A 19,483-nucleotide genomic window follows, 5' to 3' on the forward strand; every position below is an offset into this window, starting at 1 on the left:
CTCCTAGACCTGGTTTCCGAGCTTGTACTCCGGCATCGCTTCGCCCTTGCGCGTGTAGCTGAAGCCGTCGGCGCCGATCGTGACCTCGGACTCCTCCGTCTCGGTGCGCTCGGTGATGGTGATCGGGCTTCCGCCGAGATCGAGCACGGTGGAACCCTCCGAGTACCAACTCGGCACGACCGGGTTGCCCCACCAGTCGCGACGCTGGTTGTCGTGCACGTCCCAGGTGACGACCGGGTTGTCGGGGTCGCCGGTGTAGTAGTCGTGCGTGTAGATCTCGACGCGGTGGCCGTCGGGGTCGCGCAGGTAGAGGTAGAAGGCGTTGGAGACCCCATGGCGGCCGGGGCCGCGCTCGATGCGATCCGAGAGGCGGTACGCCCCGAGGGTGTCGCAGATGTTCACGATCTGGTTCCGCTCGTGGGTCGCGAACGCGATGTGGTGCAGGCGCGGTCCGCCGCCTCCGGTGAGGGCGATGTCGTGCACCGTCGCCTTGCGGTACAGCCAGCTCGCGTACACGGTTCCCGCCTCGTCCTGGATGTCCTCGCTCACCCGAAAGCCGAGGCTCTCGTAGTACGCCTGAGCGGCCGGCACGTCGGGAGTGAAGATGTTGAAGTGGTCGAGCCGGGAGATCGCCCCGGAGCCCTGCACGTCGTAGCGGCGCGTGTAGCGCTCGACGTGGTCGGCGTCGTAGAAGAACTCCACGGGGAATCCGAGGGGGTCGATGACGCGAACCGCCTCGCCGATTCCGCGGGTGGCGCCGGATGCGCGGTGCTCGACCGAGCATCCGAGGGACTCGAAGTGGGCGGCGGCCTTGGCGACCTCGGCCTGCGATCGCACGCGGTAGGCGAGCGCGGCGAGGGCCGGCACCGGCCCCTGGCGCAGGACGAGCGAGTGGTGCAGATACTCCTCGAACGCGCGCAGGTAGATCGCCTCGTCGTCCTCGTGGGTGACGACGAGGCCGAGGATGTCGACGTAGAACCTCCGGCTCTCCGCGAGGTCGCGCACGATGAGTTCGGCGTATGCGGCACGGATGATGTCAAAGTCTGCGGTCATCGGGAGGCTCCGAATCGTGGGGTGTGGATGGGGGACAGGCTGATGTGCACGGCCTGCTGCTCGCTGTAGAAGTCGAGCGACCGGTAGCCGCCCTCGTGGCCGAGGCCGCTCGCCTTCACGCCACCGAATGGGGTGCGGAGGTCCCGCACGTTGTGCGAGTTGAGCCACACCATGCCGGCCTCGATGCCGTGGGCGAACGTGTGGGCGCGCTTCAGGTCGCTCGTCCACAGGTAGGCCGCGAGGCCGTACTTCACGGCGTTCGCGAGTTCGAGCGCCTCGGCGTCGGTGTCGAACGGGGTGATCGCCACCACGGGGCCGAAGATCTCCTCCTGGAAGATGCGGGCGTCCGGCTTCACGTCGACGAACACGGTCGGCGCGACGTAGTTGCCGGTCTCGAGTCCGGCCGGGCGTCCGCCGCCCGCGACGAGGCGCCCTTCGCCCTTGCCGAGCTCCACGTAGCTCATGACTTTCGCGTAGTGCTCTGGGTGCACAAGAGCACCGACCTCTGTCTTCGGGTCGTGCGGGTCGCCGACGACGATGTTCTTCGCGCGCTCCGCATACTGCGAGACGAAGTCGTCGTAGATGCTGCGCTCGACGAGGATGCGGCTGCCGGCCGTGCAGCGCTCGCCGTTGAGCGAGAAGACCCCGAAGAGGGTCGAGTCGATGGCCGCGTCGAGATCGGCGTCGGCGAAGACGATCGCCGGCGACTTGCCTCCGAGCTCCATCGAGAGACCTTTGAGGTGCTTCGCCGCGTTACCGAAGATGGTCTGCCCCGTCGTCGTCTCGCCCGTGAACGAGATGAGACGGACATCCGGATGCTTGACGAGCGCGTCTCCCGCCTCCTCGCCGAGACCGTTGACGAGGTTGAAGACGCCCTTCGGCAGCCCGGCCTCTTCGAAGATACCGGCCCACAGGCTCGCCGAGAGCGGGGTGAACTCTGCCGGCTTGAGCACGACCGTGCAGCCGGAGGCGAGGGCGGGCGCGAGCTTCCAGCTCTCGAGCATGAATGGAGTGTTCCACGGCGTGATGAGCCCTGCGACGCCCACCGGCTTGCGGTGCACGTAGTTCACCTGGGCTCCGGGCACCTGGTAGGTGTCGTCGCGCTGCGCGACGATCAGGTCGGCGAAGAAGCGGAAGTTCTCCGCCGCCCGCTGCGCCTGCCCGAGCGCCTGGGTGATCGGCAGCCCGGTGTCGAAGGTCTCGAGCTCGGCGAGCTCGGCATCCCTCGTCTCGACCTGGTCAGCGATGCGGTTCAGGATGCGCGCCCGCTCGCGGTTCTTCATGCCCGGCCACGGCCCGTCGTCGAACGCGCGTTTCGCCGACGCGACCGCGAGGTCGATGTCGGCCTGTCTCCCGGCGGCCGCCTGCACGTAGGTCGTGTTCGAGACGGGGTCGAGCACGTCGAACGTCGATCCACCGACACTGTCGACGAGCTCGCCGTCGATGTAATGGCGGATGCGGTCCGGCAGGTTCTGAGGGATGAAGTGCGTCATCTAGTGTCCACCGATCTGGAATCCATCGACCGGGGTGAGGTACTGCTCACCCTCGGTCATGAGCTGTCTGATCTTCTGGAGCCCGGCATCCGTCGGCTCGATGAGCGGCGGTCGCACGTGGCCGCTCGAGATGAGGCCGCGCTGCTCGAGCACCCATTTGCCCGGCGCCGGGTTGGTCTCGACGAAGAGCAGGTCGACGAGCGGGTGCAGCCCGTAGTGAAAGGTGCGGGCGCGATCGAAGTCGCCGGCCTCCCAGGCCTCGAACATCTGGGCGACGGCCGCGGGCGCGATGTTGGCCGTCGCGCTCACGAAGCCGGCCCCTCCGAGAGCCAGGAGCGGAAGGCACAGCAATTCGATGCCCGACCAGACGAGCAGCTCGGGGCCGCACAGGTGCAGGACGCGGGAGAAGTGCTCGAAGTCCTTCGTGGTCTCCTTGACGCCCACGAAGTTCTCGACATCGTGGAAGAGCCGTGCGACCGTCTCCGGCGCGATGTCGACGGCCGTGCGGCTGGGCACGTTGTAGGCGACGATCGGCAGGTCGGGGAATTCCTCGGCGACCGTCTTGTACCAGCGGTAGAGCGCCTCCTGCGTCGGTCTCGCGTAGTACGGCGTGATGATGAGTGCCGCATCGACGCCGGCGTCGCGGGCGGCGGCCGTGAGCTCGAGGGTCTCGTCGAGCTTCGCCGAGCCGGTGCCCGGCATGAAGGGGACGCGGTCGCCGATCGCGGTGGCGACGGTGCGGATGGCCTCCGCGCGCTCGGCGATCGTCTGTGCGCTCGGCTCGCCCGTCGACCCGCCGATCGAGATGCCGTGGCTTCCGGATGCCAGCTGCCAGTTCACGAGGTTCGTGAGGCCCGCGTGGTCGACGGCCCCGTCGCTCGTGAAGGGGGTCATGAGGGGGGCGATGGATCCGCGGATCTGTGCCGGGTCGCTGCGGAACTTCATGGTGTCTCCCTGGTTCTGTGCTGGTGGGCGAGAAACGCGTCGAGAGTGGCCAGCCGGTGGTTGCGGGCGGCGAGCTCGAGCTCGAAGGGTTCGGCGTTCGACTCGATGAGGCCCAGGATGGCCTCGTGCTCTGCGACCGAGTCCCGCGCGCGACCGGGAACGAAACTGAACGTCGACTCGCGCAGCGCGCGCAGCCGAGCCCACCCCCGGTCGACGAGGTCGAGGATGTGCGGGTTCGGGCAGTGTTCGAAGAGCACCGAATGGAAGTCGAGGTTTAACGCGGTGAACGCGACGGGGTCGAAGTGGTGCAGGCTCTCGGCGAGCGCGTCGTTGATGGCTCGCGCGCGGGCCACGTCATCCGACGTCATGTGCGGGGCGGATGCCGCGGTCGCCCAGCCCTCGACGAGGCTCAGCGTCTGCATTGTGACCTGGTATTCGGTCGGGTCGAGCATCGCGACCTGCGCGCCGACATTGCGTTCGAACTGAACGAGGCCCTCGGCCTCGAGCCGCCGGATCGCCTCACGCACCGGCACGACGCTCACTCCGAGCTCCGCCGCGATCGCCCCCAGTACGAGGCGATACCCGGGGGTGTAGCTCGAGTCCTCGATGCGGGACTTGATGAAATCGTATGCGCGCTGCGACTTGCTCGGAGTGAGCGTTGCGGCTACCGCGCTGCCAGCCATTGCTCGTACCTCGCCTTCCACTCCGCGTTCATCGGGTACAGGCCGTCGACGCTCTCGCCTGCACCGACTCGTTCGGCGATGAAGGCCTCCTGCCGCTCCTGCTCGATCGCGTCGCGGACAACCTCATCGACGATCCCGGGCGGGATCACGAGCACCCCGTCGTCGTCCCCGACGATGACGTCGCCCGGTTGCACGGCCGTGCCGCCGCAGGCGATCGTGGCGTCGACCTCCCAGGGGACGTGCCTTCTCCCGAGCACGGCCGGGTGCGGGCCGGCGTGGTAGGTCGGGATGCCGAGCGCCGTCACGGCGTCCAGATCGCGGATGCCGCCATCCGTCACGATGCCGGCAGCGCCGCGCACCTGCGCGCGGAGGGCCAGGATGTCGCCGACGGTGCCCGTGCCGCGTTCGCCGCGCGCGTCGATCACGAGCACCTCGCCGGCACCCAGCGAGTCGAACGCCTGCTTCTGTGCGTTGAAGCCCCCGCCGTGGGAGGCGAAGAGATCTTCGCGGCCCGGAATGAAGCGCAGAGTGCGGGCGAGGCCGACCATGCGCGTGCGCGGCTGGGTCGGTGTGAGGCCGTCGATGCTGACCGTGTTCAAGCCGCGTTTGCGAAGCTGCGAACTCAGGGTCGCTGTGCCGACCGAATTGATCTGCGCCTTCAGGCCTTCGCTCAATGAGTCGCCGGTCGAGGCGGCCGCCTTCGGCTGTGTCGAAACCACTCCGGCCGCTTCCGCCGAACCCCATGCCTCCGCCAGCACGTCGTCATCCACTTTCGGCCCGAACCCGAAGTCCCCGAAACCCGCAACACCTTCGACCACGGGCGTCACGAGGCGGCCGGTCGTGCGGCCAGCGGCATCCTCGACCGCCACTTCCACCACATCCCCCGGTTGCACCACGGTCGACCCGGCCGGCGTTCCGGTGAGGATGACGTCGCCGGGCTCGAGGGTCACGAGTTGCGACAGGTCGGCGACGAGCTGCCCGAACGGGAACAGCAGGGTGGCGGTCGTGTCGTCCTGCACGAGCTCACCGTTCACCCAGGTGCGGATGCGCAGCCCCGCCGGGTCGAGCAGGTTCGCGGCCAGGATCGCCGGGCCGATCGGAGTGAACCCGTCGCCGCCTTTCGAGCGCAGGTTGGATCCCTTGTCCGCGTATTTGAGGTCGTACACTCCGAAGTCGTTGGCCGCCGTGACACCGGAGACGTGGCTCCAGCCTTCCTCCGGGGTCACGCGGCGTGCGCTCTTGCCGATGATGAGCGCGATCTCTCCCTCGAAGGCGAGCAACTCGCATCCCGCCGGTCGCTCGATGGGCGTTCCGGATGCCGACAGCGAGGTCGACGGCTTCAGGAAATAACCGGGCTGGGCGGGCGTGCGTCCGCGCTGGGCAGCGCGACTCGGATAGTTCAGGTGGACGGCGATGACCTTGCCGGGGCGCCGGCCGATCATGGCGTCCACATCCGGGGCGATGCTCTCGTTCACGACACCTCCGTGGTGTACGAAATAATATACGATCTCACCACGACGGGGCGGTGAAGTCAACACCCCCGGCCCCGCCGATACCGCTGGACTCACCGATATCCCCGGACTCGTCTGCCTCACGATGAGGGGAAGGGGAAGGGAAAGGGAAGGGAGATAGGAGTTGGGGTGTCACAACTCGGCGGCGATCGCGCGCGCGGCCTCCGAGAGTCGCGCAGCCAACTGCTCGACGGGGCGCTCGGTCGCGATGTAGACGACGGAGACGGCAGCGGGCGGCTGCCCAGCGACCAGGAGAGGAACCGCGACGGAGGAGAGGCCCTTGATGACCTCATCGTGACTCGTCGCGAACCGGCGGGCGATGACGACCCCGACTTCGTCCCGGGGCGATTCGCCCAGTGTTCGCCACTGCACGGACGACAGGATGGACTGGATCGCGAGGCCCGGAGCCCCCAGCAGCAGCGGATGCCGCGACCCGGGTCGCTGGGCGACGCTCGCGTGCTCGTGACTGGGTTCGACGCTCACGAGGGTGACGACCTCGTCGCGGTCGAGCACGGCGAGGAAGGCGGTCATCCCCAGGTCATTCGCCGCGGCGGTGAGCGCCGGGAGCGCAGCAGCCTGCAGGTCGCGCGAGACGCTGCGGGCGAGGGCGGCCATCCGAGGGGCCAGCTGAACGCCACCTCCGGCATCCCGGGAGACGAGTCCGTGGTCCTCCAGGGTCCTGAGGATGCGGTACGCGATCGAGCGGTGGACGCCGAGGGATGCTGCGAGTCCGGCGATCGACGGGGGTATCGTCGATTCTGCGACGATTTCCAGCATCCGGAGCCCCCGGGAGAGCGTCTGGGAATGCGGTGATTCCAGGCTCATGGCTCGCCGATCGTCCGAAGTGCGCGAGGTCGTTCCCTGTCGGAACGCGGTACTCTATATTAGAACGCCAGAGAAATGAGTGTCAACGATGATGGCCAAGGATCCCCGGGGATTCCAGCCCGGGTCCAGGCTGTACCGGACGCCTGCGCAGTACCTGCGCGGCAGCTATGGCAGGTTCGCGACGGGGGTCGCCGTCGTGACATTCGAGGGTGCAGCCGGGCGGCACGGGATCACCGTGAACTCGTTCACCTCGGTCTCCATGGAGCCTCCGCTCGTTCTCGTGAGCATTGCGCGCGACAGCAACAGCCACGATGAGCTCGTCGACAATCCGTTCACCGTGAACGTGCTGGGTGCGGAGCAGGAGGCGCTCGCGTGGCACTTCGCCGGCGGACCGACCCTGGAACCCGTGTGGATCGATGGCGATCCAGCGCCGCGCCTGAGCGGGGTCCTCTCCTGGTTCTCGTGCACGCCATGGGCGTCCTACGACGGCGGCGACCACACGATCTACGTCGGCGAGGTCCAGGATCACGACTACCGCAACGGCGACGCGCTCGGCTTCGTCGGCGGGCGGTTCACCGTCATCCCGGAATTCAGACCAGGACACGAAGCCCTGCTCTAGGCTCAGCGCACAACCGTCCGCCACAACGAAGGAGCAACCACGATGGGAGCACGGACCGGTCAGCAGTACCTCGACGCGCTGAACGCGATGCGGCCGCACATCACGATCGACGGCGAGGTCGTGAGCGAGAACGTCGCGGAGCATCCCGCCTTCAGTAACGTCGCCCGGACCTTCGCCCAGCTCTTCGACCTGCAGCACGACCCGAAGTACCGGGACGCCCTGACCTACTCGTCGCCCACGACGGGCGACCCCGTGAACGTGTCCTTCCTCATCCCCAAGACGATTGCAGATCTCGAGAAGCGCCGTGCAGGCATCCGGGTCTGGGCCGAGTACTCGAACGGGTTCCTCGGCCGAACGAGCGACTACATGAACTCGGCGCTCACCGCGCTCGCCGCTGCGAAGAAGTGGTTCGAGCAGGCCGACCCGGTCTTCGGCGAGCGCATCGAGGCCTATTACGAGTTCGCCCGCGAGAACGACCTGCTGGCGGCGCACACCCTCATCCCTCCCCAGGTGAACCGCTCGGTCTCCGGCAGCGAGCAACTCGGTGGCCAGCTCGCGGCCCGCATCGTGGAGGAGCGCGAGGACGGCATCGTCATCCAGGGCGCCCGGATGCTCGCGACCGTCGCGCCGATCGCCGACGAGCTGCTCGTCTTCCCGTCCACCGTGCTGCGCAGCACGCCGGAGGATGCGCCGTACTCGTACGCGTTCGCCATCCCGAACGATGCGCCGGGACTGCGCTACCTGTGCCGCACGAGCCTGCACAACGGCGGATCGCACTTCGACGAGCCGCTCGCGAGTCGGTTCGAGGAGATGGACGCCGTTGTCGTGTTCGACAAGGTGTTCGTGCCGAACGAGCGGGTCTTCATGCTCGGACATCCGGAACTCTGCAATAACTTCTACACGGACACCGGCGCCACCGCCCTCATGACGCAGCAGGTCGTGACGCGCACGATTGCCAAAAGCGAGTTCTACCTCGGGCTCGCCACGGAGATCGCGGAGTCGATCGGTATCGACGGGTTCCTGCACATCCAGGAGGCGCTCGCCGAACTCGTGGTGGACGTCGAGATCGGCAAGGCACTCATGCGTGCGGCCGAGGTCGACGCGAAGATGAACGAGTGGGGCATGATGACGCCGCACTGGCCGACGCTCAACGCCGCGCGCAACTGGTATCCGAAGATCTCCCAGCGCTTCCCGCAGATCATCCGCACGTTCTGCGCGAGCGGGCTCATGGCACTCCCGGGCGAGGCGGACCTCGCGAGCGACGCACTGCCGGACATCGAGCTGTACCTCCAGGGCAAATCGCTCACCGGACCCGAGCGGGTGAAACTGTTCAAGCTCGCGTTCGACGCGTCGATCTCGGGATTCTCCAGCCGGCAGGCGCTCTACGAGTACTACTTCTTCGGCGACCCGGTGCGGATGGCGGGCGCACTCGTGGGCAGCTACGACACGGCGCCCCTTCAGGAGCGCATCGCGGACCTCCTCGCACGCGCCGACTGAGGGCCGCGCTCCGCCCGCGGTCATAGGGGCTCGGGCGCACCCGGGGGCCGCGGAATCGCTACGCTGGAACCAGACCCTAAGGAGTGCTCTCATGAGTGATGTGCGCGAGGCCGAACTGCTGGCTTCCGTTCCCGACAAGCTGTTCATCGCGGGGAAGTGGGTCGCGGCATCCGGCGGTGGAACCCTCGATGTCCACGATCCTTCGACCGGGAAGGTGATCCGTCAGATCGCGGACGCGACGGCCGAAGACGCGCAGAAGGCCATGGATGCCGCGGCCGAGACGCAGGACTCCTGGGCGGCCACCGCTCCGCGCATGCGCAGCAACATCCTGCGCCGCGCATTCGATCTCCTCATGGAGCGGGCGGACGACTTCGCATTGTTGATGACGCTCGAGATGGGCAAGCCGCTCGCCGAGTCGATGGGCGAAGTGAAGTACGGCGGCGAGTTCCTGCGCTGGTTCAGCGAGGAGGCGGTGCGCATTCAGGGCCGTTACGGCTCGAACCCCGAGGGCACCGGCACGATGATCGTGACGCAGCGCCCGGTCGGCCCTTGCTACCTCATCACCCCCTGGAACTTCCCTCTCGCAATGGCGACGCGCAAGATCGCGCCGGCGCTCGCGGCGGGCTGCACGGTCGTGGTCAAGCCGGCTGCGCTGACCCCCCTCACGACGCTCGCCTTCGTGAAGCTGCTCGAAGAGGCCGGGCTGCCGGCCGGGGTCGTGAACGTGCTCACGACCTCGTCATCGAGTGCGGTGTCGAAGCCGATCTTCGCCGACTCCCGCCTGCGCAAGCTGAGCTTCACCGGGTCGACCCCGGTCGGCGTCGCCCTGCTCAAGCAGGCGGCCGACGGCGTGCTGCGCACCTCGATGGAGCTCGGCGGCAACGCGCCGTTCGTCGTGTTCGAGGACGCCGACCTGGGTGCTGCGGTCGACGGTGCCATGATCGCGAAGTTCCGCAACATCGGCCAGGCCTGCACGGCCGGTAACCGTTTCATCGTGCAGGAGTCGGTCGCGGACGCGTTCGCGCAGAAGGTGACCGAGCGCGTCAAGGCGTTCAAGGTGGGTCGGGGCACCGACGACGGCGTCACGATCGGCCCGCTCATCGACGCGAAGGCGGTCGAGAAGGTCGGCGCGCTCGTGGCGGATGCCGTGAAGCGCGGTGCGACGGTTCACACCGGCGGCTCGGCGATCGACGGCGATGGGACCTTCTTCGAGCCGACCGTCATCAGCGACGTGAAGCCGGGGAGCGACATCCTGACCGAGGAGATCTTCGGGCCGGTGCTGTCGATCGCCACCTTCAAAGACGAGGCGGATGCCGTTCGCATGGCCAACGCCACAGAGTACGGCCTCATCGGCTACGTCTACACGAAAGACCTCGCGCGCGGCCAGCGGATGATCGACGCGATCGACACCGGAATGATGGGCTTGAACGTCGGGGTCGCCTCGAACGCGGCGGCGCCGTTCGGCGGGGTCAAACAGTCCGGCCTCGGCCGCGAGGGCGGCTTCGAGGGCATCCACGAGTACCTCTCCACGAAGTACACGCTGACGCCCGCGCACTCCGGCTGAGAGCGAAGGCGATTTCTCGCCTTCGCTGCCGGTGCCAGCGCCGACGGCCGTCTCGGCCGCCGGTCGACCTCGGCGGCGAACGCGCATCGACCGTAGGCTGGGGCTATGCACGAAGCAGTCATCGTCGACGTCATCCGCACACCGAGCGGACGGGGCAAGCCGGGCGGCCAACTCTCCGGCACCCATCCGGTCGACCTTCTCGCGGGGGTGCTCGAGTCGCTCGTGCAGCGCAGCGACCTCGACCCGGCGCTCGTCGACGACGTGATTGGCGGATGCGTGTCGCAGATCGGCGAGCAGGGCTACAACGTCGCGAGGAACGCGCTGCTCGCGGCGGGCTTCCCCGACTCGGTGCCCGGCACGACCGTCGACCGGCAGTGCGGGTCCAGCCAGCAGGCCGCCATGTTCGCGGCGCAAGGGGTCATGACCGGCCAGTACGACATCGCGATCGCGTGCGGTGTCGAATCGATGAGCCGCATTCCGCTCGGTACCTCCGCCGCAGGCATGGACAGATACGGTTCGAAGCTGCGCGCCCGCTACCCGGATGGGCTCGTCAACCAGGGAGTCTCCGCCGAGCTCATCGCACACAAGTGGGAACTGGACCGAGACGCGCTCGACGAGTTCTCCGCACGCTCGCACCGGCTCGCTGTCGAGGCGCGCGAGGCGTTCGCGGACGAGATCGTCGCGGTCGACGGGCACACGATCGACGAGACGGTGCGCGATGCGACGACTGTGGAGGGTCTCGCCGGACTGAATCCGGCGTTCCGCACCGACGAGCTCGCGGCACGCTTCCCCGAACTCGACTGGCGGATCACCCCCGGCAACTCGAGCCCGCTCACCGACGGCGCCTCCGCCGCCCTCATCATGAGCGCCGAGAAGGCCGAGAGTCTGGGCCTGAAGCCGCGGGCGCGATTCCACGCCTTCGCGGTGACCGGCAGCGATCCGATCTTCATGCTCACGGGCGTCATCCCGGTGACCCGCAGAGTGCTCGAGCGTGCCGGGCTCACCGCCGACGACATCGACTGGTTCGAGGTCAACGAGGCGTTCGCGTCCGTGCCGCTCGCCTGGCAGAAAGAGCTCGGCACCGACCCCGACAAACTCAACCCGCGCGGCGGCGCGATCGCCCTCGGGCACGCGCTCGGGTCATCCGGAACCCGCCTGCTCACGACCCTCGTCAACCAGCTCGAGGCGAGCGGCGGTCGCTGGGGCCTGCAGACCATGTGCGAGGGCGGCGGGATGGCCAACGCGACGATCATCGAACGACTCTGAACCGGCCGGAGGAACCCATGCAGGAGGTCTCGGAATGAACATCGACGGATGCTCGGCGCTCGTCACAGGCGGCGCCTCGGGCCTCGGGCTGGCGACGGCGCAGGCGCTCGCCGCGGCCGGTGCCGAGGTCGTGATCATCGACCTGCCGAACTCGAAGGGTGAGCAGATCCCGGATGTCGTGTTCGCCCCCGCGGACGTCACCGACGAGGCGCAGGTGCGGGCTGCCATCGCGATGGCGACCATGCCGCTGCGGATCGTCGTGAACTGCGCCGGCATCGCCACGGCGGAGCGCGCCCTCGGCAAGGAGGGGCCGCTGCCGCTCGAGCGGTTCGAGCGGGTCATCCGGGTGAACCTCATCGGAACCTTCAACGTCATCCGGCTCGCCTCCGAGGTGATGGCCGCGACGGAGCCGCTGGGCGGGCCCGGCCAGGGCGAGGCGGAGCGCGGTGTCATCGTCAACACTGCTTCGGTCGCCGCGTTCGACGGTCAGATCGGTCAGGCCGCGTACTCGGCGTCGAAGGGTGGTGTTGCCGCCATGACGCTGCCTCTCGCTCGCGAACTCGCGGCTCGGCTCATCCGAGTCATGACGATCGCGCCGGGAACCTTCGACACCCCGATGCTGGCGGCCCTGCCCGAGGCCGCGCGAGACTCCCTCGGGGCACAGGTGCCGCATCCGTCTCGCCTCGGCCGGCCGGAGGAGTACGCGGCGCTCGTGAAGCACATCGTCGAGAACCCGATGCTCAACGGGGAGGTCATCCGGCTCGACGGCGCCATCCGGATGCAGCCGAAGTAGCCCTCCCGCGATGTCCGTCGTCGAGATCACCGAGCTTGCGGACCCGCGCCTCGCCGACTTCGCCCACGCGACGGACGTCGGGCTCAAGAACGACCGCGGCCCGCACGGCCTCTACATCGCCGAGTCCGCGCTCGTGCTGGAGCGGGCACTCCGCGTGGGCCACGCGCCGCGCGCGGTGCTGGCGCTCGGCGAGTCGGTCGAGCAGGCGGTCGCCCTCGTCGGGCCGGATGTCCCGGTGTTCTCCGGACCGGGTGCGCTGCTCGCCGAGCTCACCGGTTACCAACTCCACCGGGGGCTCATCGCCTCACTCGAGCGTCCTCCGCTGCCGGCGCCGGAGTCGCTGCTCGCCGATGCTCGGCGAATCGTCGTCCTCGAGAACGTCGTCGACCCGACGAACGTCGGCGCGATCTTCCGCTCGGTCGCGGCGATCGGGGCGGATGTCGTGCTCGTCACCCCGCGCTGCTCCGACCCGTTCTACCGGCGCGCGATCCGTGTGTCGATGGGCACCGTGCTGCAAGTGCCGTGGACGCGCGTCGGGGAGTGGGGACCGACTCGCGAACTGCTCACGGCATCCGGATTCCATATCGCAGCGCTCGCTCTCGCCGACGGGGCGGTGAGCCTGCGCGACTTCGCCGCGGGCCCGCCGGAGCGCGTCGCACTCGTGCTCGGCACCGAGGGCGACGGCTTGACCCCGGATGCGTTGGCCGCCGCCGACACGATCGTGCAGATCCCGATGCGGCATGGCATCGACTCGCTCAACGTGGCCGCGGCAGCCGCCGTCGCGATGTGGGCGATCGCCTAGCTCTCGAGCGGTTGGCCCTGTGCGGTCGGCTCTCGAGCGCCTAGTTTTCCAGCGGCGGGGTCGGCAGATGCGTGCTGATCCCGATGCGGTTCCAGATCGCGATCGTGCCGATCGCCAGGATGAGGTCGCCGAGGCCCTTCTCGCCGAACTCCGCTTCTGCCCGCGCCCATAGGTCGTCGCTCACTCCGCCCGCGATGTCGGTGACGTCATCCGTGAGCTCGAGGGCGAGCCGTTCGCGTTCGGTGAAGAACGTCGACTCCTCCCAGGTGGACACCGAGACGATCTTGCGCTCCGGCATCCCGCCTGTGCGCAAGTCGGTCGAGTGGCTGTCGACGCAGTAGTTGCAGCCGTTGAGGAAGGAGGCGCGCAGGTAGACAAGGTTCATGAGGTCGGGGCCGAGGGCATCCGCGATGTAGTTGTCGAGCTCGACGACCTTGCGGTAACCCTCGCGGGCGGATCTGCTGATCGGGGTGCGGGTCATGATGGTGCCTCTCGTGTTGTAGCACCTCCCACGCTACGCCCGCGCGCCGACGACTAAAACGAAGGTGATGCGGCTCGATCGCGCCACATCGGGGTCGAAGTGGTCGACACCGGCCGGATCTCCTTCGTTTTCGTTCACGCCAGAAGCTGGTGGTGCGCCAGCTCTTTGTAGAGCGGCGTCGAGGCGATGAGTTCGGCGTGCGTGCCGACGCCGATGACGCGGCCGTGGTCGAGGACCACGATCTGGTCGGAGTCGACGACGGTCGAGAGTCGATGCGCGATGACGATGAGGGTGCGGTTCTCGGCGACGGCATCGATCGACTTGCGCAGCAGTTGCTCGTTGAGACCGTCGAGCGATGATGTCGACTCGTCGAGCAGCAGGATGGGTGGCGCAGCCAGCAGCGCCCGTGCGATCGCGAGCCGCTGGCGCTCGCCGCCGGAGAGCATGACGCCATCCTCACCGACGGGAGCATCGAGGCCGAGCGGGTTCCGCTCGAGCACCTCGGTGAGGTTGACGGCGTGGAGCACGTCGATGCACTGCGCATCCGTCGCATTCGGGGTCGCAAGGGTGAGGTTCTGGCGGATGCTCCCGGCCAGTACTGGCGCATCCTGCTCGACGTAGCCGATCTGCGCGCGCAACTCTGCGCGATCGAGAGAGCGGATGTCGACCCCGCCGAGGCGGACGACTCCGGCATCCGGGTCGTAGAACCGCTCGATGAGGGCGAGGATGGTGCTCTTGCCGGCGCCGGACGGCCCGACGAGGGCCGTGCGCCTGCCGCGGGCGGCGCCGAAGGTGACCGAGTCCAGGACGGCTTGTGGGGCGCCGACGCCCGAGTCAGGCATCGGCGGCGATGGTGAGAAGTCTCCTTCGCTCGACGCCGGAGCGCGCGTGTACCCGAACGACACCCCTTCGAAGCCGATCGCGTCGTCCGACGCGACGGTGGCGGCCGGTTCGACCGTGGCATCCGCCTCGCCTTCACCCGGCAGGTCGATGATCTCCTGGATTCGCCCGAGTGCGCCGAGTGCGGCGTTCACCGAGGTGACCGCCCCGAACGCCTGACCGAGGGGCAGGATCATGAGGAACAGGAACAGAATGAATGCCACGAGCGAGGCGACGGTGATCGCACCGCTTGCGACCCGGAATCCGCCGACGCCCAGCACGACGAGGAATGACACCTGCATGGCGATTCCCGCGATCGGCACGACGAGGGCGGAGATCTTCGCAACGGTGATGCCCATCCTCCACGCGCCGACCGCGTCGTTCTCGACGGCGGCGATCTCGCGGTCCGTCGCGTTCGCAGCGCGCACGGTGCGCACGGCGCTGATCGCCCGCTCCACGGATGCCGCGAGGTCGCCCACCCGGTCCTGCGCCTTCCGGCTGGCCACCCGGATGCGCGCCGAGAGCAGCGTGACCGTCACGACCGAGGCGGCGATCACCAGCACGGTCAGCCCGAGCAGGATGGGGTCGATGATGAGCATGGCGATGAGCGCGCCGACGAACGTGAGCGAGCCGCCGATCGCCTCGACGAGGCCCTGGGTGAGCACGGCGCGCAGAAGGGTCGTGTCGGAGCCGACACGGGAGACCAGGTCACCGGTGCGACGCGTGTCGAATTCGCTGATCGGCAGCCGCAGCATCCGGCCGACGAGCCGTCTTCGGCTGGAGAGCACGACGCCTTCGCCAGTGCGCTGCAGCAGGTAGTGCTGATAGCCGGAGATGAGTCCGGATGCGACGACGAGCCCGACGAGCAGCCAGACGAGGGCGCCAAGCCCGCGACCCTTCTCGACGACCGTGATGACCTGGCTCACGAGCAGCGGCTGGGCGAGCGAGGCCGCGGCGCCGAGGATGCTGAGCACCGTGACGACGCTGAGCACCTTCTTGTGCTCGAACAGGTAGGGGAGAAGCTGGCTGAACCGGGCGCGAGGCCCCTCCTCGCCGGTTTCCGCGCGCCGGCGCATCATTCCGCGCCGATCCTGTGCTGCTGTGCTCATGGTTGTCTTCCTGTCGGTGTTGCGCGGTGGCCCGGCGGCTTCACCGGCGTCCGTATTTCTTGTGTACCGCCTGGCGGGTGACCCCGAGCGCCGTGGCGATCATCTGCCAGCCGTAACCCGCATTCCGGGCCTTGCGGACCAGTGCGGCCTGCTCGCGGTCGAGTGCGGTGTTTGCCGCGATGAGGCGCTTTCGCTCTTCGGCGAGCAATTGAAGCAGAGCGAGAGGGTGGTCACCATTCTCGTCGCTCAGGGTGTGTGGATAGTGCGGCACCTGTCAACCATAGTTGACAATCCGAGCCTCGTCAACCGCGGTTGACAGCCGCCGCATTTCGCTACGGGCCGCCCAATGGTTGCGTTGACCCGCCCACGACGCAGCGGTCGGGAGCGAACTCCTGGCCCCACGAGTTGGATGGGTAGCCGAGAGTCGAGGCGAGCGCCGTGATGGTCGCCACACAGTTGGTGAACGATACGCGGCTGGAATCGACCCCGCCGAACGGCTTCGACCCGACGAACCCGGCCGGGCTGTTGATGTCGAAGCCGTATGCGAAGTCCGCCCAGCGCGTGAAGGGCGGATTGTCGGACGCATCCCCGGCGAGGGCGACGATGGTCGAGCCGTCTCCCGGACCGGTCAGGAACGCGAACTGCTGACAATGCGGGACGTAGTCGCCCGGCGACGGCGGTGCGGCGAGGACCTCGATCTGATGAGCGGCGCCGCTCGACGCGAGGCCGACATCCTGAGCGGTCGGAAACAGTAGAAGCGGCAGGTCAGGCGGCCAGGTCTTCGAACCGACGAGCGTCGCGGTGTAGTCCACCTGGACGAGCCCGTATGCCTGGCCCGCGAGAGTGTTGGCATCCAACTCTCCTGCGCACCAGTCCGTGATCACCGCCGATCCAGTGGCCGCGTCCGGCGCTGTGGCCGCCTTCGACGCGTGCACGACCAGTGTCAGCGCGAGTTCAGCACCGTTGTCGGCGGTGACGGTGCCGGTCATCCCGAGCACGCTGTCCGGCGGCAGGGCCTGGACCGGAGGGCCGGGTGGGGCGCTCGGCGCCTCCATGACCGTCGGTGAAGGCGATTCGAGCGGCGACTTCTCCGGCTGGCACGCGGTGAGGAGAAGAAGAGGTACAAGGGCGACGGCTGCGAACGTCAAGCGCGGGACTCTCATGGCGACCTTTCGGCGCGGACGGTGAGGCGTGCCCATGTTATTGCCCGTGAACGGTCGGCCGGAGCAGCCACGCTCGGGGCCCGCCGAGGATAATGTGGGTGGTTACGGGTTATCCTTTCCCTCGTGCCATCACCAGACACCCTCTCCTCCACAGCGAACAACGCCGTCATTTCCGCGAGCAATCTGACCAAGAAGTACAAGGATTTCGCCGCCGTCGACGGGATCTCCTTCGACATCGCGCCGGGCGAGTCCTTCGGATTCCTCGGCCCCAACGGTGCGGGCAAATCGACGACGATGCGGATGATCGGGGCCGTGTCCACGCGCACGTCAGGCGACCTGTCCGTCGTCGGCCTCGACCCCAACCAGTTCGGTCCGGAGATCCGGTCGCAGCTCGGAGTCGTGCCGCAGGAGGACAACCTCGACTCCGAGCTCAAGGTGCGGGACAACCTCATCGTCTACGGCCGATACTTCGGTCTGCCGCACAGCTACCTCGGCCCGAAAGCAGACGAGCTGCTGGAGTTCGCACAACTAGGGGAGAAGGCGAAATCCAGGGTCGACGATCTCTCCGGCGGGATGAAGAGGCGCCTCACGATCGCGCGTGCGCTCATCAACAACCCGCGCATCCTCATGCTCGACGAACCGACGACGGGCCTCGACCCGCAGGCCAGGCACATTCTCTGGGACCGCCTGTTCCGCCTCAAGGAGCAGGGGACGACGCTCGTCCTGACGACCCACTACATGGATGAGGCCGAGCAGCTGTGCGACCGGCTCGTGGTCATCGACAAGGGCACCATCATGGCGGAAGGCTCCCCTTCCTCCCTCATCAAGAAGTATTCGACTCGGGAGGTCCTCGAACTCCGGTTCGGGTCGGACCGGAACGCCGATGTTGCGCAGCAGGTGGAGCCCCTCGGCGAGCGCATCGAGGTGCTGCCGGACCGCATCCTCGTCTACAGCGATAACGGAGAAGTGGTCCTGCAGAAGGTCACCGACCTCGGACTCAACCCGTTGACATCCCTCGTGCGCCGTTCGAGCCTCGAGGACGTGTTCCTTCGTCTGACCGGAAGGTCACTCATCGAATGACGCACTCTTCTCCTCTCGGGCCCGGCTCATCGCCGGTCACGCCGGTCGGGACTCGCATCGGAACCCCGGAACACGCCATGGCAGGCGGTCTCAAGCCTCGCCGATTCGGCGGCCTGTACGTCGCGGAGCACCGGCTGAAGGTCATGCGCGGCTACCTGCAGACGATGGTCGCGACCGGGATCGGCACGCCTCTGCTCTACCTCTACGCGCTCGGCGTGGGCCTTGCGACTCTCGTCGACGCCAATATGGCGAACGGCGGATCAGGGGGCAGCGAGGTGAGCTACCTGATCTTCGTGGCGCCTGCGCTCCTGTGCAGCGCGGCGATGACGACCGCGACGGAGGAATTCAGCTACCCCATCATGCTCGGGTTCAAGTGGAACCCGACCTTCTTCGGGATGAACGCAGCGCCTCTGCAGGGCGGCCAGATCATCAACGGCGTGACCTACGCCGTGATCGTGCGCCTCGTCGCCCAGAGCATCGTCTACTACCTGTTCATGCTCCTGTTCGGGGCCATCCCGGGACCCTTCGGATGGCTCGTGATCGTCGTCGGCGTTCTGACCGGCATGTCGCTCGGTGCGTTGCTCATGGCGTACGCGACGCACCTCAAGGAGGATAAGGGCCAGTTCAACTACATCATGCGGTTCGGCGTGATCCCGTTGACGCTCTTCTCCGGCACGTTCTTCCCGCTCTCGACCCTCCCGGTGTGGCTCCACTGGATCGGATGGATCTCCCCGCTCTGGCACGGAACGGAGCTGTCGAGGGTGCTCTCCTACGGCTATCAGGAACCCGCGTGGCTCTCGGTGGTCCACGTCGCCTACCTCGTGCTCCTGATCGTCGTCGGCTGGTGGCTTGCGCGTCGACTCGCCGTGAAGAGGTTGAACCGATGACGATCACGAGAGAGGCCGCGCCGCTGGTCCAGGTGAAGCGGCCCCTGCTGCTCCCGTCGCTGTATGCGGGCAACGCACGCTCCGTCATGGAGCGAGGCATCCTCGCGACGGCGAAGACCAACTGGCTCATTGTGGTCTCCGGATTCTTCGAGCCGGTGTTCTATCTCCTCGCTATGGGTATCGGCCTCGGCAGCTACATCGGTGCGATCCAGCTCCCCGGCGGGCAGACGATCCCCTACGCCGCCTACATCGCGCCGGCGCTTCTCGCTGTCGCCGCGATGAACGGCGCGGTCTTCGACTCCACGTGGAACGTCTTCTTCAAGATGAACTTCGGCAAGATCTACGACGGCATGCTCGCGACATCCCTCGGCCCGTTCGACGTCGCGCTCGGCGAGATCCTGCTCGCCCTCGCCCGCGGGTTCGTCTACGCCTGCGGCTTCATGATCGTGATGCAGGCGCTGGGACTCAATCTCGCCTGGACCGCGATTCTCGCGCTGCCGGCGGTGCTGCTCATCGCGTTCGCGTTCGCGAGCTTCGGGATGGGCATCACGAGCTACATGAAGACGTTTCAGCAGATGGACTGGATCAACTTCATCATGCTGCCGATGTTCCTGCTGTCGGCGACGTTCTACCCCATCACGGTGTACCCGGCCGGCCTGCAGTGGGTCATCCAGGCGATGCCGCTGTGGCACGGCGTGGAACTGGTTCGCGGCTTCACGACGGGTCTCCTCGATTCGGCGACGCCGTGGCACATCCTGTACTTCGTCGTCATGATCCTCGTCGGGATGACGCTGACCACCCGCCGACTGAAGGCGCTGTTCCTGAACTGAGTC

Annotated in this window: 19 protein-coding genes; 9 read left to right on the plus strand and 10 right to left on the minus strand. The window is 67.6% G+C overall.

Annotated features, from left to right (window positions below; all coding sequences use genetic code 11):
* Window positions 1–3: 3 nt before the first annotated feature.
* From hpaD to BKA04_RS09135, 6 genes are all read right to left on the minus strand, one after another.
* On the minus strand, window positions 4–1,053 hold the full coding sequence (gene hpaD / locus BKA04_RS09110) for a 3,4-dihydroxyphenylacetate 2,3-dioxygenase (RefSeq protein WP_104096127.1): 1,050 nt from the start codon (window positions 1,051–1,053) through the stop codon (window positions 4–6).
* A complete protein-coding gene (gene hpaE, locus BKA04_RS09115; RefSeq protein WP_104096128.1) occupies window positions 1,050–2,546 on the minus strand; it encodes a 5-carboxymethyl-2-hydroxymuconate semialdehyde dehydrogenase in 1,497 nt (498 codons plus the stop codon). The genes hpaD and hpaE overlap by 4 nt, the downstream gene beginning before the upstream one ends.
* Window positions 2,547–3,491 (minus strand): 4-hydroxy-tetrahydrodipicolinate synthase, encoded by a 945-nt coding sequence (gene dapA, locus BKA04_RS09120; protein WP_104096129.1) that lies wholly within the window; start codon window positions 3,489–3,491, stop codon window positions 2,547–2,549.
* Entirely contained in the window at window positions 3,488–4,174 is a 687-nt protein-coding gene (locus BKA04_RS09125; protein ID WP_104096130.1) for a GntR family transcriptional regulator, read from the minus strand. The genes dapA and BKA04_RS09125 overlap by 4 nt, the downstream gene beginning before the upstream one ends.
* A complete protein-coding gene (locus BKA04_RS09130; RefSeq protein ID WP_104096723.1) occupies window positions 4,156–5,616 on the minus strand; it encodes a fumarylacetoacetate hydrolase family protein in 1,461 nt (486 codons plus the stop codon). Before BKA04_RS09130 ends, BKA04_RS09125 begins: the two co-directional genes overlap by 19 nt.
* Before the next feature lie 201 nt (window positions 5,617–5,817).
* Window positions 5,818–6,510 carry an IclR family transcriptional regulator gene (locus BKA04_RS09135; protein ID WP_104096131.1) on the minus strand — a complete coding sequence of 231 codons (693 nt, stop codon included), beginning with the start codon at window positions 6,508–6,510 and terminating at the stop codon, window positions 5,818–5,820.
* An 88-nt stretch (window positions 6,511–6,598) separates the two neighbouring features.
* Here BKA04_RS09135 and BKA04_RS09140 point away from each other — a divergent pair, with 88 nt between their 5' ends.
* From BKA04_RS09140 to BKA04_RS09165, 6 genes are all read left to right on the plus strand, one after another.
* Complete coding sequence (locus BKA04_RS09140) at window positions 6,599–7,129, plus strand: flavin reductase family protein (protein WP_104096132.1); 531 nt, start codon at window positions 6,599–6,601, stop codon at window positions 7,127–7,129.
* A gap of 42 nt (window positions 7,130–7,171) precedes the next feature.
* On the plus strand, window positions 7,172–8,626 hold the full coding sequence (gene hpaB / locus BKA04_RS09145; RefSeq protein ID WP_104096133.1) for a 4-hydroxyphenylacetate 3-monooxygenase, oxygenase component: 1,455 nt from the start codon (window positions 7,172–7,174) through the stop codon (window positions 8,624–8,626).
* A gap of 91 nt (window positions 8,627–8,717) precedes the next feature.
* Window positions 8,718–10,190 carry an NAD-dependent succinate-semialdehyde dehydrogenase gene (locus BKA04_RS09150; protein ID WP_104096134.1) on the plus strand — a complete coding sequence of 491 codons (1,473 nt, stop codon included), beginning with the start codon at window positions 8,718–8,720 and terminating at the stop codon, window positions 10,188–10,190.
* Between the two features lie 105 nt (window positions 10,191–10,295).
* A complete protein-coding gene (locus BKA04_RS09155) occupies window positions 10,296–11,456 on the plus strand; it encodes a thiolase family protein (protein WP_104096135.1) in 1,161 nt (386 codons plus the stop codon).
* Between the two features lie 34 nt (window positions 11,457–11,490).
* Entirely contained in the window at window positions 11,491–12,249 is a 759-nt protein-coding gene (locus tag BKA04_RS09160; protein ID WP_104096136.1) for an SDR family NAD(P)-dependent oxidoreductase, read from the plus strand.
* A 10-nt stretch (window positions 12,250–12,259) separates the two neighbouring features.
* Entirely contained in the window at window positions 12,260–13,051 is a 792-nt protein-coding gene (locus BKA04_RS09165; RefSeq protein WP_104096137.1) for a TrmH family RNA methyltransferase, read from the plus strand.
* Window positions 13,052–13,091: 40 nt separating this feature from the next.
* Here BKA04_RS09165 and BKA04_RS09170 read toward each other — a convergent pair whose 3' ends face one another.
* From BKA04_RS09170 to BKA04_RS09185, 4 genes are all read right to left on the minus strand, one after another.
* The gene (locus tag BKA04_RS09170) at window positions 13,092–13,532 is read right to left on the minus strand and encodes a carboxymuconolactone decarboxylase family protein (protein ID WP_104096138.1); all 441 of its coding nucleotides are present in this window, start codon (window positions 13,530–13,532) and stop codon (window positions 13,092–13,094) included.
* A 134-nt stretch (window positions 13,533–13,666) separates the two neighbouring features.
* Complete coding sequence (locus BKA04_RS09175; RefSeq protein WP_104096139.1) at window positions 13,667–15,520, minus strand: ABC transporter ATP-binding protein; 1,854 nt, start codon at window positions 15,518–15,520, stop codon at window positions 13,667–13,669.
* A 40-nt stretch (window positions 15,521–15,560) separates the two neighbouring features.
* Window positions 15,561–15,791 (minus strand): transcriptional regulator, encoded by a 231-nt coding sequence (locus tag BKA04_RS09180; protein ID WP_104096140.1) that lies wholly within the window; start codon window positions 15,789–15,791, stop codon window positions 15,561–15,563.
* Window positions 15,792–15,852: 61 nt separating this feature from the next.
* Entirely contained in the window at window positions 15,853–16,668 is an 816-nt protein-coding gene (locus tag BKA04_RS09185; protein ID WP_134542278.1) for a hypothetical protein, read from the minus strand.
* 138 nt (window positions 16,669–16,806) lie between these two features.
* On the opposite strand from BKA04_RS09185, the gene BKA04_RS09190 reads away from it, so the two are divergent.
* The 3 genes from BKA04_RS09190 to BKA04_RS09200 are packed head-to-tail and all read left to right on the plus strand — an operon-like array spanning window position 16,807 to window position 19,480.
* On the plus strand, window positions 16,807–17,763 hold the full coding sequence (locus tag BKA04_RS09190; protein WP_104096142.1) for an ABC transporter ATP-binding protein: 957 nt from the start codon (window positions 16,807–16,809) through the stop codon (window positions 17,761–17,763).
* The gene (locus tag BKA04_RS09195) at window positions 17,760–18,650 is read left to right on the plus strand and encodes an ABC transporter permease (RefSeq protein WP_104096143.1); all 891 of its coding nucleotides are present in this window, start codon (window positions 17,760–17,762) and stop codon (window positions 18,648–18,650) included. Before BKA04_RS09190 ends, BKA04_RS09195 begins: the two co-directional genes overlap by 4 nt.
* The gene (locus BKA04_RS09200) at window positions 18,647–19,480 is read left to right on the plus strand and encodes an ABC transporter permease (protein WP_104096144.1); all 834 of its coding nucleotides are present in this window, start codon (window positions 18,647–18,649) and stop codon (window positions 19,478–19,480) included. Before BKA04_RS09195 ends, BKA04_RS09200 begins: the two co-directional genes overlap by 4 nt.
* Window positions 19,481–19,483: the final 3 nt, after the last annotated feature.

The sequence above is a fragment of the Terrimesophilobacter mesophilus genome, from assembly GCF_014200375.1.
Taxonomy (GTDB): domain Bacteria; phylum Actinomycetota; class Actinomycetes; order Actinomycetales; family Microbacteriaceae; genus Terrimesophilobacter; species Terrimesophilobacter mesophilus.